This window comes from Massilia sp. TSP1-1-2 (assembly GCF_049896185.1).
Lineage (GTDB): Bacteria > Pseudomonadota > Gammaproteobacteria > Burkholderiales > Burkholderiaceae_D > Telluria_A.
The window spans coordinates 51,441-68,923 of sequence record NZ_JAFCTU010000010.1 but is presented as its reverse complement, the minus strand read 5'-3'; the positions used below and the strand labels follow the sequence as shown (position 1 = coordinate 68,923).

At 62.3% G+C, this 17,483-nt stretch carries 20 protein-coding genes; 10 read left to right on the top strand and 10 right to left on the bottom strand.

What is annotated here, in order from left to right:
* Positions 1-61 precede the first annotated feature (61 nt).
* Entirely contained in the window at positions 62-517 is a 456-nt protein-coding gene (locus tag ACP7BV_RS10830; protein WP_426103829.1) for a nuclear transport factor 2 family protein, read from the top strand.
* An 82-nt stretch (positions 518-599) separates the two neighbouring features.
* On the opposite strand, the gene bfr is transcribed toward ACP7BV_RS10830, so the two are convergent.
* The 3 genes from bfr to ACP7BV_RS10815 all read right to left on the bottom strand — a co-directional run bounded on the left by bfr (position 600) and on the right by ACP7BV_RS10815 (position 2,132).
* Positions 600-1,076, bottom strand: a complete 477-nt coding sequence (gene bfr, locus ACP7BV_RS10825) for a bacterioferritin (RefSeq protein ID WP_426103828.1) — start codon at positions 1,074-1,076, stop codon at positions 600-602.
* A gap of 85 nt (positions 1,077-1,161) precedes the next feature.
* On the bottom strand, positions 1,162-1,914 hold the full coding sequence (locus ACP7BV_RS10820) for an energy transducer TonB (RefSeq protein WP_426103827.1): 753 nt from the start codon (positions 1,912-1,914) through the stop codon (positions 1,162-1,164).
* 5 nt (positions 1,915-1,919) lie between these two features.
* The gene (locus tag ACP7BV_RS10815) at positions 1,920-2,132 is read right to left on the bottom strand and encodes a (2Fe-2S)-binding protein (protein ID WP_426103826.1); all 213 of its coding nucleotides are present in this window, start codon (positions 2,130-2,132) and stop codon (positions 1,920-1,922) included.
* Between the two features lie 235 nt (positions 2,133-2,367).
* On the opposite strand from ACP7BV_RS10815, the gene ACP7BV_RS10810 reads away from it, so the two are divergent.
* Both ACP7BV_RS10810 and feoB read left to right on the top strand, forming a co-directional pair.
* Positions 2,368-2,634 carry a FeoA family protein gene (locus ACP7BV_RS10810; protein ID WP_426103825.1) on the top strand — a complete coding sequence of 89 codons (267 nt, stop codon included), beginning with the start codon at positions 2,368-2,370 and terminating at the stop codon, positions 2,632-2,634.
* A 4-nt stretch (positions 2,635-2,638) separates the two neighbouring features.
* Complete coding sequence (gene feoB, locus ACP7BV_RS10805) at positions 2,639-4,588, top strand: ferrous iron transporter B (protein WP_426103824.1); 1,950 nt, start codon at positions 2,639-2,641, stop codon at positions 4,586-4,588.
* A gap of 176 nt (positions 4,589-4,764) precedes the next feature.
* Here feoB and ACP7BV_RS10800 read toward each other — a convergent pair whose 3' ends face one another.
* The 3 genes from ACP7BV_RS10800 to ACP7BV_RS10790 all read right to left on the bottom strand — a co-directional run bounded on the left by ACP7BV_RS10800 (position 4,765) and on the right by ACP7BV_RS10790 (position 9,344).
* A complete protein-coding gene (locus ACP7BV_RS10800; protein WP_426103823.1) occupies positions 4,765-5,664 on the bottom strand; it encodes a DUF72 domain-containing protein in 900 nt (299 codons plus the stop codon).
* A 72-nt stretch (positions 5,665-5,736) separates the two neighbouring features.
* Positions 5,737-7,656 carry a CocE/NonD family hydrolase gene (locus ACP7BV_RS10795; RefSeq protein WP_426103822.1) on the bottom strand — a complete coding sequence of 640 codons (1,920 nt, stop codon included), beginning with the start codon at positions 7,654-7,656 and terminating at the stop codon, positions 5,737-5,739.
* 65 nt (positions 7,657-7,721) lie between these two features.
* Positions 7,722-9,344: an FMN-binding glutamate synthase family protein gene (locus tag ACP7BV_RS10790; RefSeq protein ID WP_426103821.1), complete on the bottom strand. Its 1,623-nt coding sequence runs from the start codon at positions 9,342-9,344 to the stop codon at positions 7,722-7,724.
* 70 nt (positions 9,345-9,414) lie between these two features.
* Here ACP7BV_RS10790 and ACP7BV_RS10785 point away from each other — a divergent pair, with 70 nt between their 5' ends.
* From ACP7BV_RS10785 to ACP7BV_RS10775, 3 genes are read left to right on the top strand one after another with little or no spacing between them, the layout of a single operon-like run.
* The gene (locus ACP7BV_RS10785; protein WP_426103820.1) at positions 9,415-10,086 is read left to right on the top strand and encodes a glutathione S-transferase family protein; all 672 of its coding nucleotides are present in this window, start codon (positions 9,415-9,417) and stop codon (positions 10,084-10,086) included.
* Positions 10,087-10,093: 7 nt separating this feature from the next.
* Complete coding sequence (locus ACP7BV_RS10780; RefSeq protein ID WP_426103819.1) at positions 10,094-10,870, top strand: 5'-3' exonuclease; 777 nt, start codon at positions 10,094-10,096, stop codon at positions 10,868-10,870.
* Positions 10,871-10,886: 16 nt separating this feature from the next.
* Positions 10,887-11,276 carry a response regulator gene (locus ACP7BV_RS10775; protein WP_426103818.1) on the top strand — a complete coding sequence of 130 codons (390 nt, stop codon included), beginning with the start codon at positions 10,887-10,889 and terminating at the stop codon, positions 11,274-11,276.
* On the opposite strand, the gene ACP7BV_RS10770 is transcribed toward ACP7BV_RS10775, so the two are convergent.
* The 4 genes from ACP7BV_RS10770 to ACP7BV_RS10755 form a co-directional block, all read right to left on the bottom strand.
* Positions 11,273-11,785 (bottom strand): DUF2812 domain-containing protein, encoded by a 513-nt coding sequence (locus ACP7BV_RS10770; RefSeq protein WP_426103817.1) that lies wholly within the window; start codon positions 11,783-11,785, stop codon positions 11,273-11,275. The two genes, ACP7BV_RS10775 and ACP7BV_RS10770, sit on opposite strands and share 4 nt — an antisense overlap.
* Positions 11,782-12,120: a PadR family transcriptional regulator gene (locus ACP7BV_RS10765; RefSeq protein ID WP_426103816.1), complete on the bottom strand. Its 339-nt coding sequence runs from the start codon at positions 12,118-12,120 to the stop codon at positions 11,782-11,784. The genes ACP7BV_RS10770 and ACP7BV_RS10765 overlap by 4 nt, the downstream gene beginning before the upstream one ends.
* Positions 12,121-12,242: 122 nt before the next feature.
* Positions 12,243-13,349, bottom strand: coding sequence for a tRNA 2-thiouridine(34) synthase MnmA (mnmA, locus tag ACP7BV_RS10760; RefSeq protein ID WP_426103815.1), 1,107 nt, complete (start codon positions 13,347-13,349; stop codon positions 12,243-12,245).
* A gap of 9 nt (positions 13,350-13,358) precedes the next feature.
* Entirely contained in the window at positions 13,359-13,862 is a 504-nt protein-coding gene (locus ACP7BV_RS10755; RefSeq protein ID WP_426103814.1) for an NUDIX hydrolase, read from the bottom strand.
* 221 nt (positions 13,863-14,083) lie between these two features.
* On the opposite strand from ACP7BV_RS10755, the gene ACP7BV_RS10750 reads away from it, so the two are divergent.
* The 4 genes from ACP7BV_RS10750 (at position 14,084) to ACP7BV_RS10735 (ending at position 17,450) form a co-directional block, all read left to right on the top strand.
* Positions 14,084-15,196, top strand: a complete 1,113-nt coding sequence (locus ACP7BV_RS10750; protein WP_426103813.1) for a Re/Si-specific NAD(P)(+) transhydrogenase subunit alpha — start codon at positions 14,084-14,086, stop codon at positions 15,194-15,196.
* Positions 15,197-15,264: 68 nt separating this feature from the next.
* Positions 15,265-15,624, top strand: a complete 360-nt coding sequence (panD, locus tag ACP7BV_RS10745) for an aspartate 1-decarboxylase (RefSeq protein ID WP_426103812.1) — start codon at positions 15,265-15,267, stop codon at positions 15,622-15,624.
* Positions 15,625-15,660: 36 nt separating this feature from the next.
* Complete coding sequence (locus tag ACP7BV_RS10740; protein WP_426103811.1) at positions 15,661-15,990, top strand: proton-translocating transhydrogenase family protein; 330 nt, start codon at positions 15,661-15,663, stop codon at positions 15,988-15,990.
* Positions 15,987-17,450, top strand: a complete 1,464-nt coding sequence (locus ACP7BV_RS10735; protein WP_426103810.1) for an NAD(P)(+) transhydrogenase (Re/Si-specific) subunit beta — start codon at positions 15,987-15,989, stop codon at positions 17,448-17,450. The genes ACP7BV_RS10740 and ACP7BV_RS10735 overlap by 4 nt, the downstream gene beginning before the upstream one ends.
* Positions 17,451-17,483: the final 33 nt, after the last annotated feature.

Genomic DNA, 17,483 nt, shown 5'->3' with positions numbered 1-17,483 from the left:
AGTTGACTTGCCGGCGCGACGTGGCTTACATTGAACTTTTGCCATTTTCCGGAGGTCTCTCATGTTGCCGTTCCGTGCTGTGCTTGTTTCGCTGTCTTTGCTCTCGTTGCTGTCCATGGCCGGGGGCGCAGCGGCGCGCGACGATGCGGGGGCGGCGGTTGCCGCGCTTGCCGGCAAGTTCCTGGAAGCGCAGCGCAGTTTTGACCTGCCCGCGATCCGCGCACTGACTGCCGAAAATTATGTGGAGGTGTCGCCGGCCGGGGAGCTTGATGACCGCGAGAAAATGCTGGGCTTCTATGCGCCTGAAAAAAAGACGCAGGCGCCGCCCCTGACGGTCGACAATGAACTGACGCGGGTCTTTGGCGATGTGGGCATTCAAACGGTCAAGCTGACCTACACCATGATGGCCGGTGGCGAGCAGCGCAAGATGTCGCTGCGCGCTACGCTCGTGGCGCACCGGCGCGGCGGCGAGTGGAAGATGGTGTCGGCGCAGTACACCGGGGTACGGCCGCCCTAGCCCGAGCAAAAGGGCGTTCCGTAACCGCGAACCATCTTCCAGTCAATGCTCCCAGCCAATGCTCGCAGCCAGTGCTTCTTTCTTACCCGGCAGTTCCCATCTGGCTCTGCAGATAGTTCTGGATTCCGACCTTGACGATCAGGTCAAGCTGGGTTTCCAGCCAGTCGATATGCTCTTCAGTATCTTCCAGAATGAACAAAAGCAAATCGCGCGACACATAATCGGCGGCGATTTCAGCAGCGGCAATGCCTTCCTTTACCGTCACCTGCGCCGCCTGTTCCAGCTTCAGGTCGCATTCCAGCATTTCCTGGGTCGACTCGCCAATCAGCAACTTGTGCAGCGCCTGCAGGTTGGGCAGGCCGTCGAGCGTGAGGATGCGGTCGATAAGCTTGTCGGCGTGCTTCATTTCGCCGATCGACTCTTCATATTCCTTCTTGGCCAGCTTTTCCAGACCCCAGTGACGATACATGCGCGCGTGCAAAAAGTACTGGTTGATCGCGGAGAGTTCATTGGTCAGCTGCGCATTGAGCAGCCGGATGACGTTCTTATCGCCCTTCATGGGTGTTCTTTCTAGAGTGGTGGTAGCGTGTCATTTTACATCGCTTGCGGCGCCATGCTCAATGTTGCGGCTGGCGTGGGCTAATTCAGCTGGACAGCTGGAAGTTAAGCGGAACGATGACATACACGGCAACTGCGTGGCCGTCTTCCATGTGCGGCTTGAACTGCGCGCGCAGCGCGGCCTGGCGGCCCGCTTCGTCAAGCCGCGCCGAACCGGACGACGTCTGCACCACAACCTGGTCGGGCATGCCTTTTTCATTGACCAGGATGCGCAGCATGACGCGGCCCTGCTCGCCCATGCGCTTGGACATTTGCGGGTAGATCGGCTGCGGCGCCTGGATGTACTCAACGCCGCTGGTGATGGTTTTGGGCGTGCCGGAGGCAGCAGCCGGCGGCGCGGACGGCGCTGCGACGGCGGCGACCTGGCCTGGCTCGGCCGGCACCGACGTTTGCTCGACCGTGACGCTATGTGGCTGCGTTGCGATCTGCGGCACCGGCGCCGGCACCGTGGGCAGTACCACGGGCGGGAGCGGCTGCACCACCGGCACCGGCGGCACCAACGGCACCAACGGCACCAACGGCACCAACGGCACCAACGGCACCAGCGTCGGTGCGGCCGGCGGCGGCGCTTCAGGCACCTGGGCGACAAAGCTGACCAGCACCGCCTGCGGCAGCGCAGCGTCGACCATGCGGCTCATCATCCCGCTGTAAGCGAAATAGAACAGCACCGCATGCACCGCCACTACCATGGTCACCGGGCCGCATTGGGCGCGCAGCTTGTCCATGGCGCTACGGGCTTGGCCCAGGTCCGGCGCGCAGGAGTAAGCGAGCGTGTTCATGATGCTCAGGCCGCCTGGACCGAGCGGAACGACAGTTCGGTGACCTGGATTTTGCGCTCCAGGTGGGCATTGAGCACTTCCTTCGCGCAGCTGGCGCACTTGCCGCAGCAGGTAGCCACGCCCAGATCGCGGCGCAGTTCTGCCATGGACGAGAGGCCAAGATCGACTGCCTGGCGGATTTCCCTGTCGGAGATGTTATTGCAGACACAAACAATCATTGATACACCTTCCAGGTAAATTTGTGTGAAGTCAGCATTTTGCCGACCGCTCGTTCTATAATAAGAATCATTATCACTTAGATTCATATTTTGTCGGAACTCGACGACGATTGCAAGCGATTTAAGCAAAACCTGAATACAAATAGTTCGCATTTGCGTTTATGATGCTAATATCCAACACGAAACATCTCTTCCCATCTCGTCCCATTTCTTCCATTAGTGACTGAAGCCGATCATGACCTTAGCTCCGACCCTCACAACGCTTGACGCCTTACCGGTAGGCCAGAGCGGCATCGTGATCCACCTCGCGCCCGGCGACCAGGCCGATGCCGGCGTGGACGTTTCGCGCCGCCTGATGGAACTCGGCTTTGTCCCGGGCGAGAGCATCCGCATGCTCAGGCGCGGCATGCCGGGCGGCGATCCGCTGGCCGTGCGGGTGGGCGAATCGACCTTCGCGTTGCGTCGTTTCGAGGCGGCCTTGATCTCGATCCGGCCGGAATAAGCCGATGAGCACCAAGCCCACGAGCCTCAAGCCCACGAGCCTCAAGCCCACGAGCCTCAAGCCCACGAGCGTCGCAACGCCGGGCCAGGGTGCCGCGCGCACGCCGCTGATCGCCTTGCTGGGCAACCCCAATTGCGGCAAGACGGCCCTGTTCAACCGTCTCACGGGCGCGCGCCAGAAGGTCGCCAATTACGCCGGCGTGACCATCGAGCGCAAGGAAGGCAGCTTCACCTCGCCCGCCGGGCATCCTTATAAAGTACTGGACCTGCCGGGCGCCTACAGCCTGGCGGCCACCACGCCCGACGAAGCGATCACGCGCGACGTGGTGGCCGGCCTGCGCGAAGGCGAAGAGGCGCCCGACACCATCGTGTGCGTGGTCAGCGCCGTCAACCTGCGCCTGAACCTGCGCCTGGTCCTCGAAATCAAGCGCCTTGGCCTGCCGATGGTGCTGGCGCTGAACATGGTTGACGTGGCCCGCAAGCGCGGCATCGAGATCGACAGCGCGCAGATGGCGCGCGAACTTGGCATGCCCGTCATCGAGACGGTGGCGGTGGAAAGCGGCGGCGAAGTGGCCCTGCTCGAAGCGCTCGACCGCATGCCGCGCCATCAAACCTTCAAGTCGCTGCCGCTGTCGGTGATCGACGCGGTATCGGTCGAAGACACCCAGCGCGAAGTGCGCCGCATCCTGGCGCTGTGCATCAGCTACGCCAACGACACCGGCAACCTGACCGAAAAAATCGACGAAGTCGTGCTCCACCCGTTGGTCGGGCCGCTGCTGCTGGCGGCGATCATGTTCCTGGTGTTCCAGGCCGTGTTCAGCTGGGCCGCAGTGCCCATGGAACTGATCACCGGCGCCGTCGAAGCGGCGGGCGCCTGGGTCACCTCGCACATGGGCGCCGGCTTGCTGCGTTCGCTGCTGGTCGAAGGCATCTTCGGCGGCGTGGGCAGCGTGCTGGTGTTCCTGCCCCAGATCCTGATCCTGTTCTTCTTTATCCTGGCGCTGGAAGACTGCGGCTACCTGCCGCGCGCGGCCTTCCTGCTCGACCGCCTGATGGGCGGGGTGGGCCTGTCCGGGCGCGCCTTTATTCCGCTGCTGTCCAGCTTTGCCTGCGCCATCCCCGGCATCATGGCCGCGCGCACCATCCAGAATCCGCGCGACCGCCTGGTGACGATCATGATCGCGCCCCTGATGACCTGTTCGGCGCGCCTGCCGGTGTATGCGCTGATCATCGCCGCCTTCATTCCCAACCGCGAGGTGTGGGGCTTGATGAATCTGCAGGGGCTGGTGCTGTTCGTGCTCTATTTTGCCGGGATCGCCTCGGCCATGGCGGTAGCGTGGGTGATGAAGCGTTCAATGTCGGCCAGCCGCAACCAGCCGCTGATGCTCGAGCTGCCAAGCTATCACTGGCCGCACCTGGGCAACCTGGCTATCGGCCTGTGGGAGCGGGCCAAAATTTTCCTGTCGCGCGTGGGCACCATCATCCTGACGCTGATGGTGCTGCTGTGGTTCCTGTCGAGTTTTCCGGGCGCGCCGGAAGGCGCCACCCATCCGCCGATCTATTACAGCATCGCCGGCCTGCTGGGCCGCGCGCTGGAAGTGGTGTTTGCGCCCATCGGCTTTGGCTGGCAGATCTGCATTGCGCTGGTGCCGGGCATGGCGGCGCGCGAAGTGGCGGTCGGTGCGCTGGGGACGGTGTATGCGCTGTCGCAAACGGGCGACGAGCTGGCCACGTCGCTCACGCCGATCATTGCCGCTTCGTGGAGTTTGCCGACCGCGCTGTCGCTGCTGGCCTGGTATGTGTTCGCACCGCAGTGCCTGTCCACGCTGTCGGTGGTCAAGCGCGAGACCAACGGCTGGCGCTATCCGCTGCTGATGGCCGGGTATATGTTTGCGCTGGCGTATGTGGCGTCGTTCCTGACGTACCGCATTTCGCTGGCCCTGATCGGAGTTTGAGATGATTGAAAATCTGATTGTTGCATTGATTGTGCTTGCGGCCGGATGGTCGGCGTGGGCCAGGTATCGGCCCGGGAAAAAGGCTGGCTGCGGCAGCGGCTCGGGCAGCGGGTGCGACACGTGCACTGCGTGCAGTGAGCCCAGTACGCCGGTGGAGCTGCCCAAGCAGCGGGTGATCAGGATTCACGTGCAGTCGTAGTGCCGCTCAGTAAGCGCAGCTTTTCAATCAGCCGCTGAGCATCGAACGGCGCCCTGACCTTGACGTCATTGTCAAAATAGCAGAACACATCGCGGCTCGCTTTCTTCGGCCCGGCCTTGCCCGATATTAGGCGCGCATCGTCCGGCTGCGCACCAGCGCTCCACGCGCCGCTCCGCTCCGCCCACCTGTCCAGCGCTTCGTCGGAGTACCCGCTGGCATACAGCTCCTTGTCGCCATGCAGACGCAGGTACATGAAGTCGGCGCACACGTCTTCGTAATACGGCCAGCTGCGCGCCGTGTCGGCCACCACCAGCGCCACCTTGTACTTGCGCAGCAGCGCAATGAAGGCCTCGTCGATAAAACTGTCGTGCCGGATCTCCACGGCGTGGCGCAGCTTGCGCTTTTTGTCCACGTCCAGCGCCACCTTGCCCTCCATGCGCGCCTCGTACTGGCGGGCGCGCGCCAGGCCTTCATCGGTGTCGTGCGGCAGCAGGCTCAAAAAATGCTCCATCCGATCCGGCTCGAACTTGAAGTTGGGTGGGAACTGCCACAGGAAAGGCCCGAGCTTTTCGCGCAAGTTAAAAACGCCGGACGCCAGCACGTTGGCGAGCGGACCGTCAATGTCGTTGAGCCGCCTGACATGGGTAATGAAACGATTGCCCTTGACGCTGAAGACAAACCCCTTCGGCGTCGCCTGGTACCACTGCGCGTAGCTTTCCGGCTTTTGCAGTGCGTAAAACGAGCCGTTCAGTTCAATCGACGAGAGCGCGCGCGAGGCGAACGCAAGTTCGTCATCCTGCCTCAGATCGTCAGGATAAAAAACACCACGCCACGGTTCGTAGCGCCAGCCGGAAATGCCGATGTGGATTGTGCCCATGCAGCGACGATACGGCCGACCGTGGCGACGCTCTGTTCGGTATCCAACGCTGGCGCCTTGATCCAGCTCAGATCACTTCACCTCAATTGACTTCACGACCGGCAGCTCAATCGCGCTTTCCATGTCCGGCGCATGATAGATTTTCTGGGTCGCCTTGCGGTAGTCCCCCGCCTTGGCAAAGAAAATATTCGGCACGTAGGTCTGCGGGTTGCGGTCGTACAGCGGGAACCAGCTCGATTGAATCTGCACCATGACGCGGTGGCCCGGCAAAAACACGTGATCGGCATTCGGCAGTGCGAACCGGTAGCGCTCCACGCTGTCCGCTGGAATCGCGCTTGGTTGGCTCAAGTCATGCCGGTAGCGCCCGCGGAAAATATCCATGGCGATGCCAAGCTGGTAGCCGCCCATTTCAGGCTGCGACGCCATCTCGTCCGGATACACGTCGATCAGTTTGACGACCCAGTCGGCATCGCTGCCACTGGTGGACGCATACAGGTTGACCATCGGCTGGCCGGAAATTTGCAGCGGCGCCGTCAAGGGCTCGGTGACATAGGTCAGCACATCGGGGCGGTCCGAGTAGCCGCGCTGGTCGCTCACCAGCCACGGTTTCCAGACATTGCCTTCATGCGCGCGCACCGGGCGCGGCACGAACGGCACCGGCTTGGCCGGGTCGGATACGTATTCCTCGAACGCGGCCCCGGCGAGCGGCTTGTCGAAACCAAGCTTGAAGCCTTCCTTCAGGTAGATCGGCTGCAGCGACTGCGCCAGCGGCCACTTGTCCAGGCGCTGCCATTTGTCCGCCCCCGTGCGGTACGACCAGACCGGCGGCGTGGCAGCCTGGGGCGCATCGTCGCGCAAGTGCTGGTTGAAAAATGGCAGCATCACTTCACTGCGAAATTGCGCTGCCGTGTCGCCGTTAAAGCGCAGCGGACCCAGGCTGGAGCCGTTGTAATTGACGCCGCTGTGGCGCCACGGGCCCACCACCAGGTGGTTCATATTGTTTTGCGTGTCGCGCTTTTCGGTCGCGGCGTACGCGGCGTAGGGGCCGTAAATGTCTTCCTGGTCCCAGCGCCCCACCACGTGCATGGTCGGCACCTTGAGCGCTCGCGCGCCCAGGATGCGGTCGAGCGCCTGCTCTTGCCAGTAGCTGTCGTAAGCCGGATGCTCGAAAATCTTTTTGGTGTAGGTGAGCTGGTCGACCCCGAACAACTTGGCGTAGTCGGCGGTCGAACCGGCACGCAGCGCGAAATCGTAGTCGTCGTACACGCCGGTTGCCAGCGCCGGGCCGGGACCGCGCGCACCGGTCTGGCCCGCGAAGTAGCTCAGGTTGGGCAGGCGGAAGGCGCCGTTGTGGAACCAGTCGTCGCCGCGCCAGCCGTCTACCATCGCGCTCATCGGGACGGCGGCCTTGAGCGCCGGGTGCGGGTCGGCCAGCGCCATCAGCACGGTAAAGCCTTCGTAGGAAGAGCCCACCATGCCGACCCTGCCATTGCTTTCCGGCGTATGCTTGACCAGGTACTCGATGGTGTCCCAGGCGTCGGTGGCGTGATCGACCTTGCTGTCATTGAGCTTGCCGCGCAAAGGACGCGTCATGACGTAGTCGCCTTGCGAGCCATGCTTGCCGCGCACGTCCTGAAACACGCGGATGTAACCATTGGCGACAAAGCCGTCGTCGCCCTCGGGCAGGATGGACGCCATGCGCGGGCTGACGCTGCGCTGCGCGCGGGTGGCGGCGTTGTAGGGTGTGCGGGTGAGCATGATGGGCGCGCGCTGCGCGCCTTTGGGCAGCACGATCACCGTGTACAGCTTGACGCCGTCGCGCATCGGAATCATCACCACGCGTTTTTCGTAGTCCGCGCCCGGCATCACCGCTTCGAACTTGGCAGCGCCGATATCCGGGGCCATCGCGGCGGTCTGGCCGCAAGCCGGGGTGTGCAAGGCTGCAAGCAGCACGGAGAGTGCGGAAAAAAGCGGAAAGGTGGTACGCGACATTGGTTTCTCCACGGTGTTGTCGGTGCAGGTTAAGGTTACCCGAGCAGGGTGCGCGGCGCGCAATTTCAAAGCTGATGAAACGACTCGGCCTGCGCCACCGGCCAGTACAGGCCATACACCGGGGGCAGCCGATCGAGCTGGCCAGGATCGAGCAATTCGCCCGGCTCCAGGTAGGGCAGCAGCGCCGACGCCAGCTTCACCTGGTTGGGCGAGACGCGCCGCACGATGTGATGGGGTTTAAGTTCGGACGGATGCGACAGCCCCGCCGCCGCAATCAAGTCACCCAGCGCCTTGACGGTATTTTTATGAAAATGCGCCACGCGCGTGGTTTTGTCGGGCACGTCGAGGGCCTTTTGGCGCAGCTCGTCCTGGGTGGCCACGCCGGTCGGGCAGCGGTCGGTGTGACAGGTCTGCGACTGGATGCAGCCCAGCGCAAACATGAAGCCGCGCGCGCTGTTGCACCAGTCCGCGCCCAGCGCGATGGTGCGCGCCACGTCGAACGCGGTGATGATTTTCCCGGATGCGCCGATCTTGATTTTTTCGCGCAGGTTGGCGCCCACCAGCGTGTTATGCACCAACAGCAGTGCCTCCTGCAGCGGCGCGCCCACGTGGTCCGAAAACTCCACGGGCGCCGCGCCCGTGCCGCCTTCGCCGCCGTCGACGACGATAAAGTCGGGCGTGATCCCGGTTAGCAGCATCGCCTTGACGATCCCGAAAAATTCCCAAGGATGGCCGATCGCCAGCTTGAAGCCGGTCGGCTTGCCGCCCGAGAGCGTGCGTAGGCGTTCGATGAAGTGCATCATCTCGATCGGGGTCGAAAACGCCGAATGGGACGACGGCGACAGGCAGTCCCGGCCCACCGGCACCCCGCGTGCCGAGGCGATCTCGATCGTCACCTTGGCCGCCGGCAGGATCCCGCCCTGGCCGGGCTTGGCGCCCTGCGACATTTTCAGTTCGATCATCTTGACTTGAGCCAGGGCCGCGTTGGCGACGAATTTCTCTTCCGAGAACGTGCCTTCGGCCGTGCGGCAGCCGAAGTAACCCGAGCCGATTTCCCATACCAGGTCGCCGCCGTTTTCGCGGTGATAGCGGCTGATGCTGCCTTCGCCGGTGTCGTGCATGAAGCCGCCCAGCTTGGCCCCGCCGTTCAGCGCCAAGATGGCGTTGGCCGACAGCGAGCCGAAACTCATGGCCGATATATTGAAGACGCTGGCGCGGTAGGGTTGGGCGCGCGGGCAATCGGGGTGGTTGCCGATCTCGATGCGGAAATTGGTGTCGGTGATTTTGACTGGCGCAATCGAGTGGTTGATCCACTCGTAGCCGGTTTCGTAGACATTGAGCTGGGTGCCGAAGGGGCGCTTGTCGGTCTCCTGCTTGGCGCGCTGGTAGACGATGCTGCGCTGGTTGCGCGAAAAGGGCGCGGCCTGCATGTCGTCTTCGAGGAAGTACTGGCGGATCTCGGGGCGGATCGATTCAAAGAAAAAGCGGAAGTGCGCCAGCAGCGGGTAGTTGCGCCGCAGCGCATGCCGGGTTTGCAGCAGGTCGCCGATGCCCACCGCGGTCAGCGCGCCGCTGATGGCCACCAGCCACCAGCCGGGGCCCTCGTGGTTGTAGGCCTGATAGGCCGACAGCGGAAAGACCACGGCCGACACGATCAGCGGCAGGTAGCGGGGGGCGTATAGTCTCAAGTTCACTCCGTGGCGAATCGCCTTCAACAATGCTAAGCTAACGCCGATTACTTACCGGCGAAAGAACCCAATGATCATTGTCCACCATTTGAATAATTCCCGTTCCCAGCGCATCTTGTGGCTGCTTGAAGAACTGGGCCTGGACTACGAGATCAAGAAATACCAGCGCGACCCCAAGACCATGCTGGCGCCGCCCGAGCTGCGCGCCATTCATCCGCTGGGCAAATCGCCCGTCATCACCGACGGCGACACCATGGTAGCCGAGTCGGGCGCGATTATCGAGTACTTGATTGAGCGCTACGGCAAGGGCCAGTTCATTCCCGCCGCCGGCACCGCAGACAAGCTGCGCTACACCTACTTCATGCATTATGCCGAAGGCTCGGCCATGACGCCGCTGCTGATGAAGCTGGTGTTCGACAAGGTCGAGACCAGTCCCATGCCGTTCTTCGCCAAGCCGATCGCCAGGGGCATCGCGCAAAAGGTCAAGAAAAGCTACATCATGCCGCAGATCGTGCAGCACTTGCAGTATCTTGAGTCAGAGCTGGCCACGCGCACCTGGTTCGCCGGCGAACAATTTTCCGGCGCCGACATCCAGGTCAGCTTCGTGCTTGAAGCGGCGTCCGCGCGCGGCGGCCTGGGCGACAGATATCCCAAGCTGTTTGATTTTCTCAAGCGTATCCACGCGCGCCCGGCGTACCAGCGCGGCCTTGAACGCGGCGGCCCGTATGCGCTGATCAAGTAAGCGCGGCATGGGCAAACTGCTTGCAATCGATGGCCTCAATATTGTCCGGCGCGTCTACGAGGCCAGTCCCGAGGACGACTCGCCCGACAAGGCCGAGACGGCGCTGCGCAACGCGTTCTCGTCGTTTCGCAAGCTGCTGGCCACCCATGCGCCGACCCACGTGCTGCCCGCGTTCGACTATGGCGGCCCGACCTGGCGCCATGCGCTGTATCCGCGCTACCGCGAACAGCGCGCGCCCATGCCGTCGCACCTGCGCGACGCGCTGCCCGCCTTCTACGGCAAACTCGCCGCCGAAGGACTGCACGTACTCAGTATCCCGGAAGTCGAGGCCGACGACGTCATCGGCACGGCCGTGCTGCGCTGGCTGGCCGAAGGGCGCGGCGCGGCGATCGTCGCGAGCACCGACAAGGATTTGCACGGACTGGTCGCCAACGGCGCCCTGGTGTGGGATCATTTCAAGGGCGAGTGGCATGACGACGCCTGGGTGCGCGCCAAATTCGGCGTGGCGCCCGAGCTGCTGGTCGACCTGCTGGCGCTGATGGGCGACGTGACCGACGGCGTGCCGGGCGTCTCCAAGGTCGGCATGAAGACCGCCGCCAAGCTGCTCAACGCCTATGGCAATCTCGATGCGGTGATGGCCGGTGCCGGCATCCTCAAGACGCCGGTCGGCGAGCGCCTGCGCGCCGAGCGCGACGTGCTGTACCTGTCGCGCCAGTTGGTGCAACTCAAGTGCGACGTCAAGCTCGGCGTCACCTGGAATATGCTCGCTTACGAGACGTTTTAGCGTGAAGGATAGCGCCATGCTAAAGGCAGTGATCGTCGACCCCAGTGCGCTTTCACGCGGCCTGCTGAACACCGTGCTGACCGAAGGCGGCTACAGCGTGGCGGGCATCACGCACACGGCGGCGCTGGGCTACCTGATGGTGCAGAAGTACCGACCGCATGTGTTTTGCATCGCCCTCGAGCAGGTCGATGACGGCGCCGATGTCGTCGAACAGATCCGCGCCAATCATCCCAAAACGCTGGTCTTCATGATGTCCGGCGCGCTCGACGCGCCCACGCTGCAAAAGGCCCTGGCGCGCGGCGTGTCCGGCTTTATCGTCAAGCCGTTCAACGCCGACAAGGTGCTGCGCACCATTCGCGCCACCGTGATCGCCATGATCAAGCAGCAGCAGAGCGCGCAGACTTAGCAGCCTGCGTTGTGCAGCCGGCGGATCCGCAGCAGCAGGCGCACGGCCGAATACAGGAAAAATGCGACGAAGCCGACGAGCCAGACAAGGTCGCGCGGTTGGAGCGTCGAATTTCCGGTCCCCAGCATCATCACCGAGGGCATGCTCAGCATCACGAATACGGCCAGCAGCAGGCGAAATCTTGCGATTTTCGATTCGTTATCGGTGAAAATCTCCGGCGCCTGCCCCGCAACGACCCGCTTGCGCCAGTAATGCCAACCGGCCGCCGTCGCCGCACATTCCCAGCCCGCGTCTTCGATTAGGCGGTTGTAGTCCGAATGGCGCCCTTTGCTGCTGTAGTCGACCCGGTAGACGACGTCGGACGGCTCGCCTTTCACGAACGTCCAGCGGATCATGGCAACCCCTGTCAGGTGCAGGCCGTTGCGGGCCATCTCGCGCAGCCATTGTTCTTGTTCGAGGTCCTGGTCGGCCCAAAACCATTTGTATTTGGTGACGGTGATTTCGCTCACGTTGCGTTTCCCTTCGAAAGATAGTTAAGTGCCGCCTGACCATTGCGCACCATGATGGCAAGGCGCCGCACGTGTTCGGCCAGTACCAGCCTTCCCTTGGCGGTCAGCGCGTAAGTCTTGCGGCGCTCTTCCTCGCTGATTTTTTCGATCAGGCCCTGTTTTTCCAGCGTCGTGAAGGCGCCGTACAAAGTGCCCGGTCCGATGACGACGTTGCCCTCGCTGATGGTCTCGACTTTCTGCATGACGGCGTAGCCGTGCAGCGGCTCGTCGAGCGCGAGCATCACGTAAAACGTGGCCTCGGACAGCGGCAGGAATTTTGAATAGTTGATGTCCAACCCTGGCTCCTTTTGCATCGTTAGTCGGTATATCGACAGTCGATATAGTAGGGCGAATTGATGGACGCGTCAACCGAAACGTAGGGCGCAACAGCGACAGCGCATTGCGCCCTACATTTCTCTTATGCTTTGGAGCTGTCGATGATGCCGCCGCCCAGGCATACGTCGCCGTCATACAGCACGGCCGACTGCCCGGGCGTGACTGCCCATTGCGGATCGGTGAAGTCGAGCGCAAAGGCGCTCATGGAGCTCGGGTCCACGCGGCAGGCCACGTCAGCCTGCCGGTAGCGCGTCTTGGCGGCCAGCTCGCGCGCCTCGGGCGGCGCGCCCGCCACCCAGCTCGCCTGCGCCGCCACCAGGGTGCTTGACAGCAGCCACGGATGGTCATGCCCCTGCACGATGTACAGCGTATTGTTCTCAATATCCTTGCGCGCCACGTACCAGGCGTCGCTGCTGCCGTCGTCGTTCCTGTACTTCTTCATGCCGCCCACGCCGATGCCCTTGCGCTGGCCCAGCGTGTAGAACGACAGGCCCACGTGCTCGCCCACCACGGTGCCGTCGTCGGTCTTCATCGGCCCCGGCTTGTACGACAGGTAGCGGTTCAAAAAGTCGCGGAACGGCCGCTCGCCGATGAAGCAGATCCCGGTCGAATCCTTTTTGGCGGCATTGGGCAGCGCCAGTTTTTCGGCAATCCGGCGCACGTCGGTCTTGGGAATTTCGCCCAGCGGGAACAGCGTCTTGGACAACTGCGCCTGGTTCAGCCGGTGCAAAAAATAGCTCTGGTCCTTGGTATGGTCGAAGGCCTTGAGCAGCTCGAATTTGCCGGCCGCCTCATTCTTGCGCACGCGCGCGTAGTGGCCGGTGGCGATCAGGTCGGCGCCAAGGTGCATCGCATGGTCCAGAAAAGACTTGAACTTGATCTCGGCATTGCACAGCACATCCGGGTTCGGCGTGCGCCCGGCCTGGTACTCGCGCAAAAATTCGGCGAACACCCGGTCTTTGTATTCGGACGCGAAGTTGACCGCTTCAATATCCACGCCCACCACGTCGGCCACGCTGGCCGCATCGATCCAGTCCTGGCGCGACGAGCAGAATTCGGAGTCGTCGTCGTCTTCCCAGTTCTTCATGAACAGGCCGATCACTTCGTATCCCTGTTCCTTGAGCATCCACGCCGCGACCGAGGAGTCGACTCCGCCCGACATGCCGATCACGACTCGCTGCTTACTCATAATTCGTCATTACGTGACATCCGTTTTCAATGTGAGCCCACCCTCGAACACCGACGAGTGGGTATGCAGCAGCTCCAAAGGCGCGCGCTTGCCGGCCAGGTAATCGTCCACGCATTGCAGCACGATCGGGCTGCGGTGGCGTTCGGGGCAGGCGGCCAGTTCCTCGCGCGTCATCCACAGCGTGCGCAAGATGCCGTGATCGAGCGGCTGGTCGTACTGTCTGCCCGGCGTGCCGCAAAAGGTGAAGCGCAGGTACGTCACGTCGGTGCCGCGCCGCTTGGAACTGTAGCGCGACATGTACATGCCCACCAGCGCGGTCGGGGTGAAGTCATGCGCCGTTTCTTCCATCACTTCGCGCACCACCGCCTGCTCGAGCGTTTCGAGCGGATCGAGGTGGCCGGCCGGCTGGTTGAGCCGGATGCCTTCGCTGGTTTCTTCTTCCACCAGCAGGTAGCGGCCATCGCGTTCGATGATGGCGGCAACGGTTACGGACGGCTTCCAGATGTGCGGCATGCGACTCCTCGAAAAAGTGCCGCCATTTTACCTTGGTGTTGCGGGCCATGCCGATGTGCCGGAAAGCCACATTGATCTGATACAAAGAAACTGCGAATAACGCTAGGTTTGTAGCATAACCGGTTTGAAAATCGAGGATTGAGTCTAGAAAAAAAGAACGATAGTTCTATTTTGAGGTTTCCGTGTAAGATTCCAGCCAGTTTAATAATTTAGGAGGCGTCATGAGAATAGGCATACCGGCCGAAACGCGGCCGGGTGAAACCCGTGTTGCAGCAACGCCTGAAACAGTCAAGAAGCTCGCAGCCAAGCATCAAGTGGTAGTGCAGTCGGGCGCGGGCATTAATGCCTCCGTGATCGATGCAGCGTACGCCGCCGCCGGCGCCACCGTCGGCACCGCCGCCGACGCTTTCGGCTGCGACGTCGTGCTCAAGGTACGCGCGCCGAGCGCCGACGAACGCGCACTGATGAAGCAGGGCGCAGTCCTGATCGGCATGCTCAATCCTTTCGACCTTGAAAACATCGCCGCCATGGCCGCATCCGGCCTGCAGGCGTTTTCCCTCGAAGCGGTGCCGCGTATCACGCGCGCGCAGTCGATGGATGTACTGTCGTCGCAGGCCAACATCGCCGGCTACAAGGCCGTCATGGTGGCCGCCAATACTTACCAGCGCTTCATGCCGATGCTGATGACGGCCGCCGGCACGGTGAAAGCGGCGCGCGTGCTGATCATGGGCGTGGGCGTGGCCGGCTTGCAGGCGATCGCCACGGCCAAGCGCTTGGGCGCCGTCATCGAAGCGTCCGACGTGCGACCGCCCGTCAAGGAGCAGGTCGAGTCGCTCGGCGCCAAGTTCATCGACGTGCCGTACCTGACGGACGAAGAAAAGGAAATCGCCAAGGGTTCGGGCGGCTACGCCAAGTCGATGCCGCCGGACTGGATGCGGCGCCAGGCCGAACTGGTGCACGAACGCGCCAAGCTGGCCGACATCATCATCACCACCGCGCTCATTCCCGGCCGCGCCGCGCCGATTCTCATTTCCGAGGAAACCGTCAAGGCCATGAAGCCCGGCTCGGTGATCGTCGACCTGGCTGTGTCGCAGGGCGGCAACTGCCCGCTGTCGGAATTGAACAAGACCGTCATCAAGCACGGCGTGCACATTGTGGGCGAGCCTGACCTGGCCACGCTGGTGGCGGCCGACGCGTCGGCGCTGTATGCGCGCAACGTGCTCGATTTTCTCAAGCTGATCATCGACAAGGACGAGAACCTGGTGATCGACCGCGAGGACGAGATCCTCAAGCCGACCCTGGTCTGCGCCGGCGGCGAAGTGCTGCGCAAGTAGCGCCTGCAGGTCAAGCGAACCGAATACCAACTTGAGTACCAACTTTAGGAAAGATGTAGACGATGTCCATGCAACGAGTAATGCTGCGCTCCAAACTCCACCGCGTCACCGTCACCCAGGCCGACCTGCACTATGAAGGCTCGTGCGGGATCGATGTGGATCTGCTGGAAGCGGCCGATATCTTGGTGAACGAAAAAATCGAACTGTACAACATCAACAATGGTGAACGGTTTGCGACCTATGCAATCGAAGGCCTGCGTGGCAGCGGCTGCATCTCGCTCAATGGTGCGGCGGCCCGCAAGGCCCAGCTGGGCGACCTGCTGATCATCTGCACCTACGCGCCGATGAGCGAAGAGGCGGCGCGGGAGCACACCCCCAAGCTGGTTTTCGTCGACGCGAACAATAAAATCACTTCAACGAAGAAGTAATTCTTCGCCCAAAAAAATTGAAAAGAGGGAGGCAACATGGAATTTGAAGTCAGCCACACCATCATCAACCTGATCATCTTCGTGCTGGCAATTTACGTCGGCTACCACGTCGTATGGACCGTGACGCCGGCACTGCATACGCCGCTGATGGCGGTCACCAATGCGATTTCGGCGATCATCATCGTCGGCGCCATGCTCGCCGCGGGCCTCACCACGACCCTGGTCGGCCAGGTCAGCGGCACGCTGGCCGTGGCACTGGCGGCCGTCAACGTGTTTGGCGGCTTCCTGGTCACGCAGCGCATGCTCGAAATGTTCAAGAAGAAGGCGCCCAAGGCTGCCGCTCCAAAGACGGGAGAGCACGCATGAGTTACATCACCATGAACATGGTCACCATGTTCTACCTGATCGCGTCGGTGTGCTTCATCCAGGCGCTCAAGGGCTTGTCCTCGCCCGCCACGGCGCGCAAGGGCAATGCCTTTGGCATGATCGGCATGGCCATTGCGGCCGTGACGACGCTGCTGATGATCCTCAAGATCAAGGGCTTGCAAACGGACGGCAGCAATTCGCTCGGCTACGGCCTGGTGCTGATCGGCGTTGTGGTCGGTGGCGCCATCGGCACCTTTGCCGCCAAGACGGTCGAGATGACCAAGATGCCCGAACTGGTCGCGGCGATGCACTCGCTGATCGGCCTGGCGGCAGTGTGCATCGCGGTCGCCGCGGTGTCGGAGCCGTCCGCTTTCCACATCGCCGAAGCGGGCATGAAGCTGCCTTTCGGGAACCGTCTTGAACTGTTCATCGGTACCTTTGTCGGCGCCGTTACCTTTTCAGGTTCGGTCATCGCGTTCGGCAAGCTGTCGGGCAAATACAAATTCCGCCTGTTCCAGGGCGCGCCGGTCAGCTTCCCCGGCCAGCACCTGGTCAACCTGGTCATCGCCGTGGCGCTGGTTGCTCTGGGCCTGGTGTTCTGTTTTTCCGATGCCGTTGAACCGGCATGGACGCCGTTCATCATCATGACGGTGCTGGCCTTTATCCTGGGCGTGCTGATCATCATCCCGATCGGCGGCGCCGACATGCCGGTGGTGGTGTCGATGCTCAACAGCTATTCGGGCTGGGCGGCGGCCGGCATTGGTTTTTCGCTGAATAATTCGATGCTGATCATCGCCGGTTCCCTGGTCGGTTCGTCCGGCGCCATCCTGTCGTACATCATGTGCAAGGCGATGAACCGTTCGTTCTTCAACGTGATTCTGGGCGGCTTTGGCGGCGATGCGGCGGCGACGGCGACGGCCGGTTCTGCCGAGCAGCGTCCGGTGAAGGCAGGTTCAGCGGAAGACGCGGCCTTCATCATGAGCAATGCGGAAACCGTCATCATCGTTCCCGGCTACGGCCTGGCCGTGGCGCGTGCCCAGCACTCGCTCAAGGAACTGGTCGAGAAGCTGACCCACAAGGGCGTGATCGTCAAGTATGCGATCCACCCGGTGGCAGGGCGCATGCCCGGCCACATGAACGTGTTGCTGGCCGAAGCCGAAGTGCCGTACGACCAGGTGTTCGAGATGGAAGACATCAATGGCGAATTCGGCCAGACCGACGTGGTGCTGGTGCTGGGCGCGAACGACGTCGTCAATCCGGCGGCCAAGGATCCGAAGTCGGCCATTGCCGGCATGCCGATCCTGGAGGCGTACAAGGCCAAGAGCATCATCGTCAACAAGCGCTCGATGGCGTCCGGTTACGCGGGTCTGGATAATGATTTGTTTTACCAGGCCAATACCATGATGGTGTTTGGCGACGCGAAGAAAGTGATTGAATCGATGGTCAAGGCTGTCGACTAAGTCCGGTTCATTGTCGCCAACAACGCACGGCTT

Bases quoted from the DNA above. Each gene is read 5' to 3' on its own strand.
- ACP7BV_RS10820 (WP_426103827.1), bottom strand. From the start codon at position 1,914: ATGAACACGCTCGCTTACTCCTGCGCGCCGGACCTGGGCCAAGCCCGT.
- mnmA (WP_426103815.1), bottom strand. From the start codon at position 13,349: ATGAGTAAGCAGCGAGTCGTGATCGGCATGTCGGGCGGAGTCGACTCC.
- panD (WP_426103812.1), top strand. From the start codon at position 15,265: ATGCAACGAGTAATGCTGCGCTCCAAACTCCACCGCGTCACCGTCACC.
- ACP7BV_RS10800 (WP_426103823.1), bottom strand. From the start codon at position 5,664: ATGGGCACAATCCACATCGGCATTTCCGGCTGGCGCTACGAACCGTGG.
- ACP7BV_RS10785 (WP_426103820.1), top strand. From the start codon at position 9,415: ATGATCATTGTCCACCATTTGAATAATTCCCGTTCCCAGCGCATCTTG.
- bfr (WP_426103828.1), bottom strand. From the start codon at position 1,076: ATGAAGGGCGATAAGAACGTCATCCGGCTGCTCAATGCGCAGCTGACC.
- ACP7BV_RS10740 (WP_426103811.1), top strand. From the start codon at position 15,661: ATGGAATTTGAAGTCAGCCACACCATCATCAACCTGATCATCTTCGTG.
- ACP7BV_RS10780 (WP_426103819.1), top strand. From the start codon at position 10,094: ATGGGCAAACTGCTTGCAATCGATGGCCTCAATATTGTCCGGCGCGTC.
- feoB (WP_426103824.1), top strand. From the start codon at position 2,639: ATGAGCACCAAGCCCACGAGCCTCAAGCCCACGAGCCTCAAGCCCACG.
- ACP7BV_RS10750 (WP_426103813.1), top strand. From the start codon at position 14,084: ATGAGAATAGGCATACCGGCCGAAACGCGGCCGGGTGAAACCCGTGTT.
- ACP7BV_RS10815 (WP_426103826.1), bottom strand. From the start codon at position 2,132: ATGATTGTTTGTGTCTGCAATAACATCTCCGACAGGGAAATCCGCCAG.
- ACP7BV_RS10830 (WP_426103829.1), top strand. From the start codon at position 62: ATGTTGCCGTTCCGTGCTGTGCTTGTTTCGCTGTCTTTGCTCTCGTTG.
- ACP7BV_RS10810 (WP_426103825.1), top strand. From the start codon at position 2,368: ATGACCTTAGCTCCGACCCTCACAACGCTTGACGCCTTACCGGTAGGC.
- ACP7BV_RS10795 (WP_426103822.1), bottom strand. From the start codon at position 7,656: ATGTCGCGTACCACCTTTCCGCTTTTTTCCGCACTCTCCGTGCTGCTT.
- ACP7BV_RS10755 (WP_426103814.1), bottom strand. From the start codon at position 13,862: ATGCCGCACATCTGGAAGCCGTCCGTAACCGTTGCCGCCATCATCGAA.
- ACP7BV_RS10775 (WP_426103818.1), top strand. From the start codon at position 10,887: ATGCTAAAGGCAGTGATCGTCGACCCCAGTGCGCTTTCACGCGGCCTG.
- ACP7BV_RS10735 (WP_426103810.1), top strand. From the start codon at position 15,987: ATGAGTTACATCACCATGAACATGGTCACCATGTTCTACCTGATCGCG.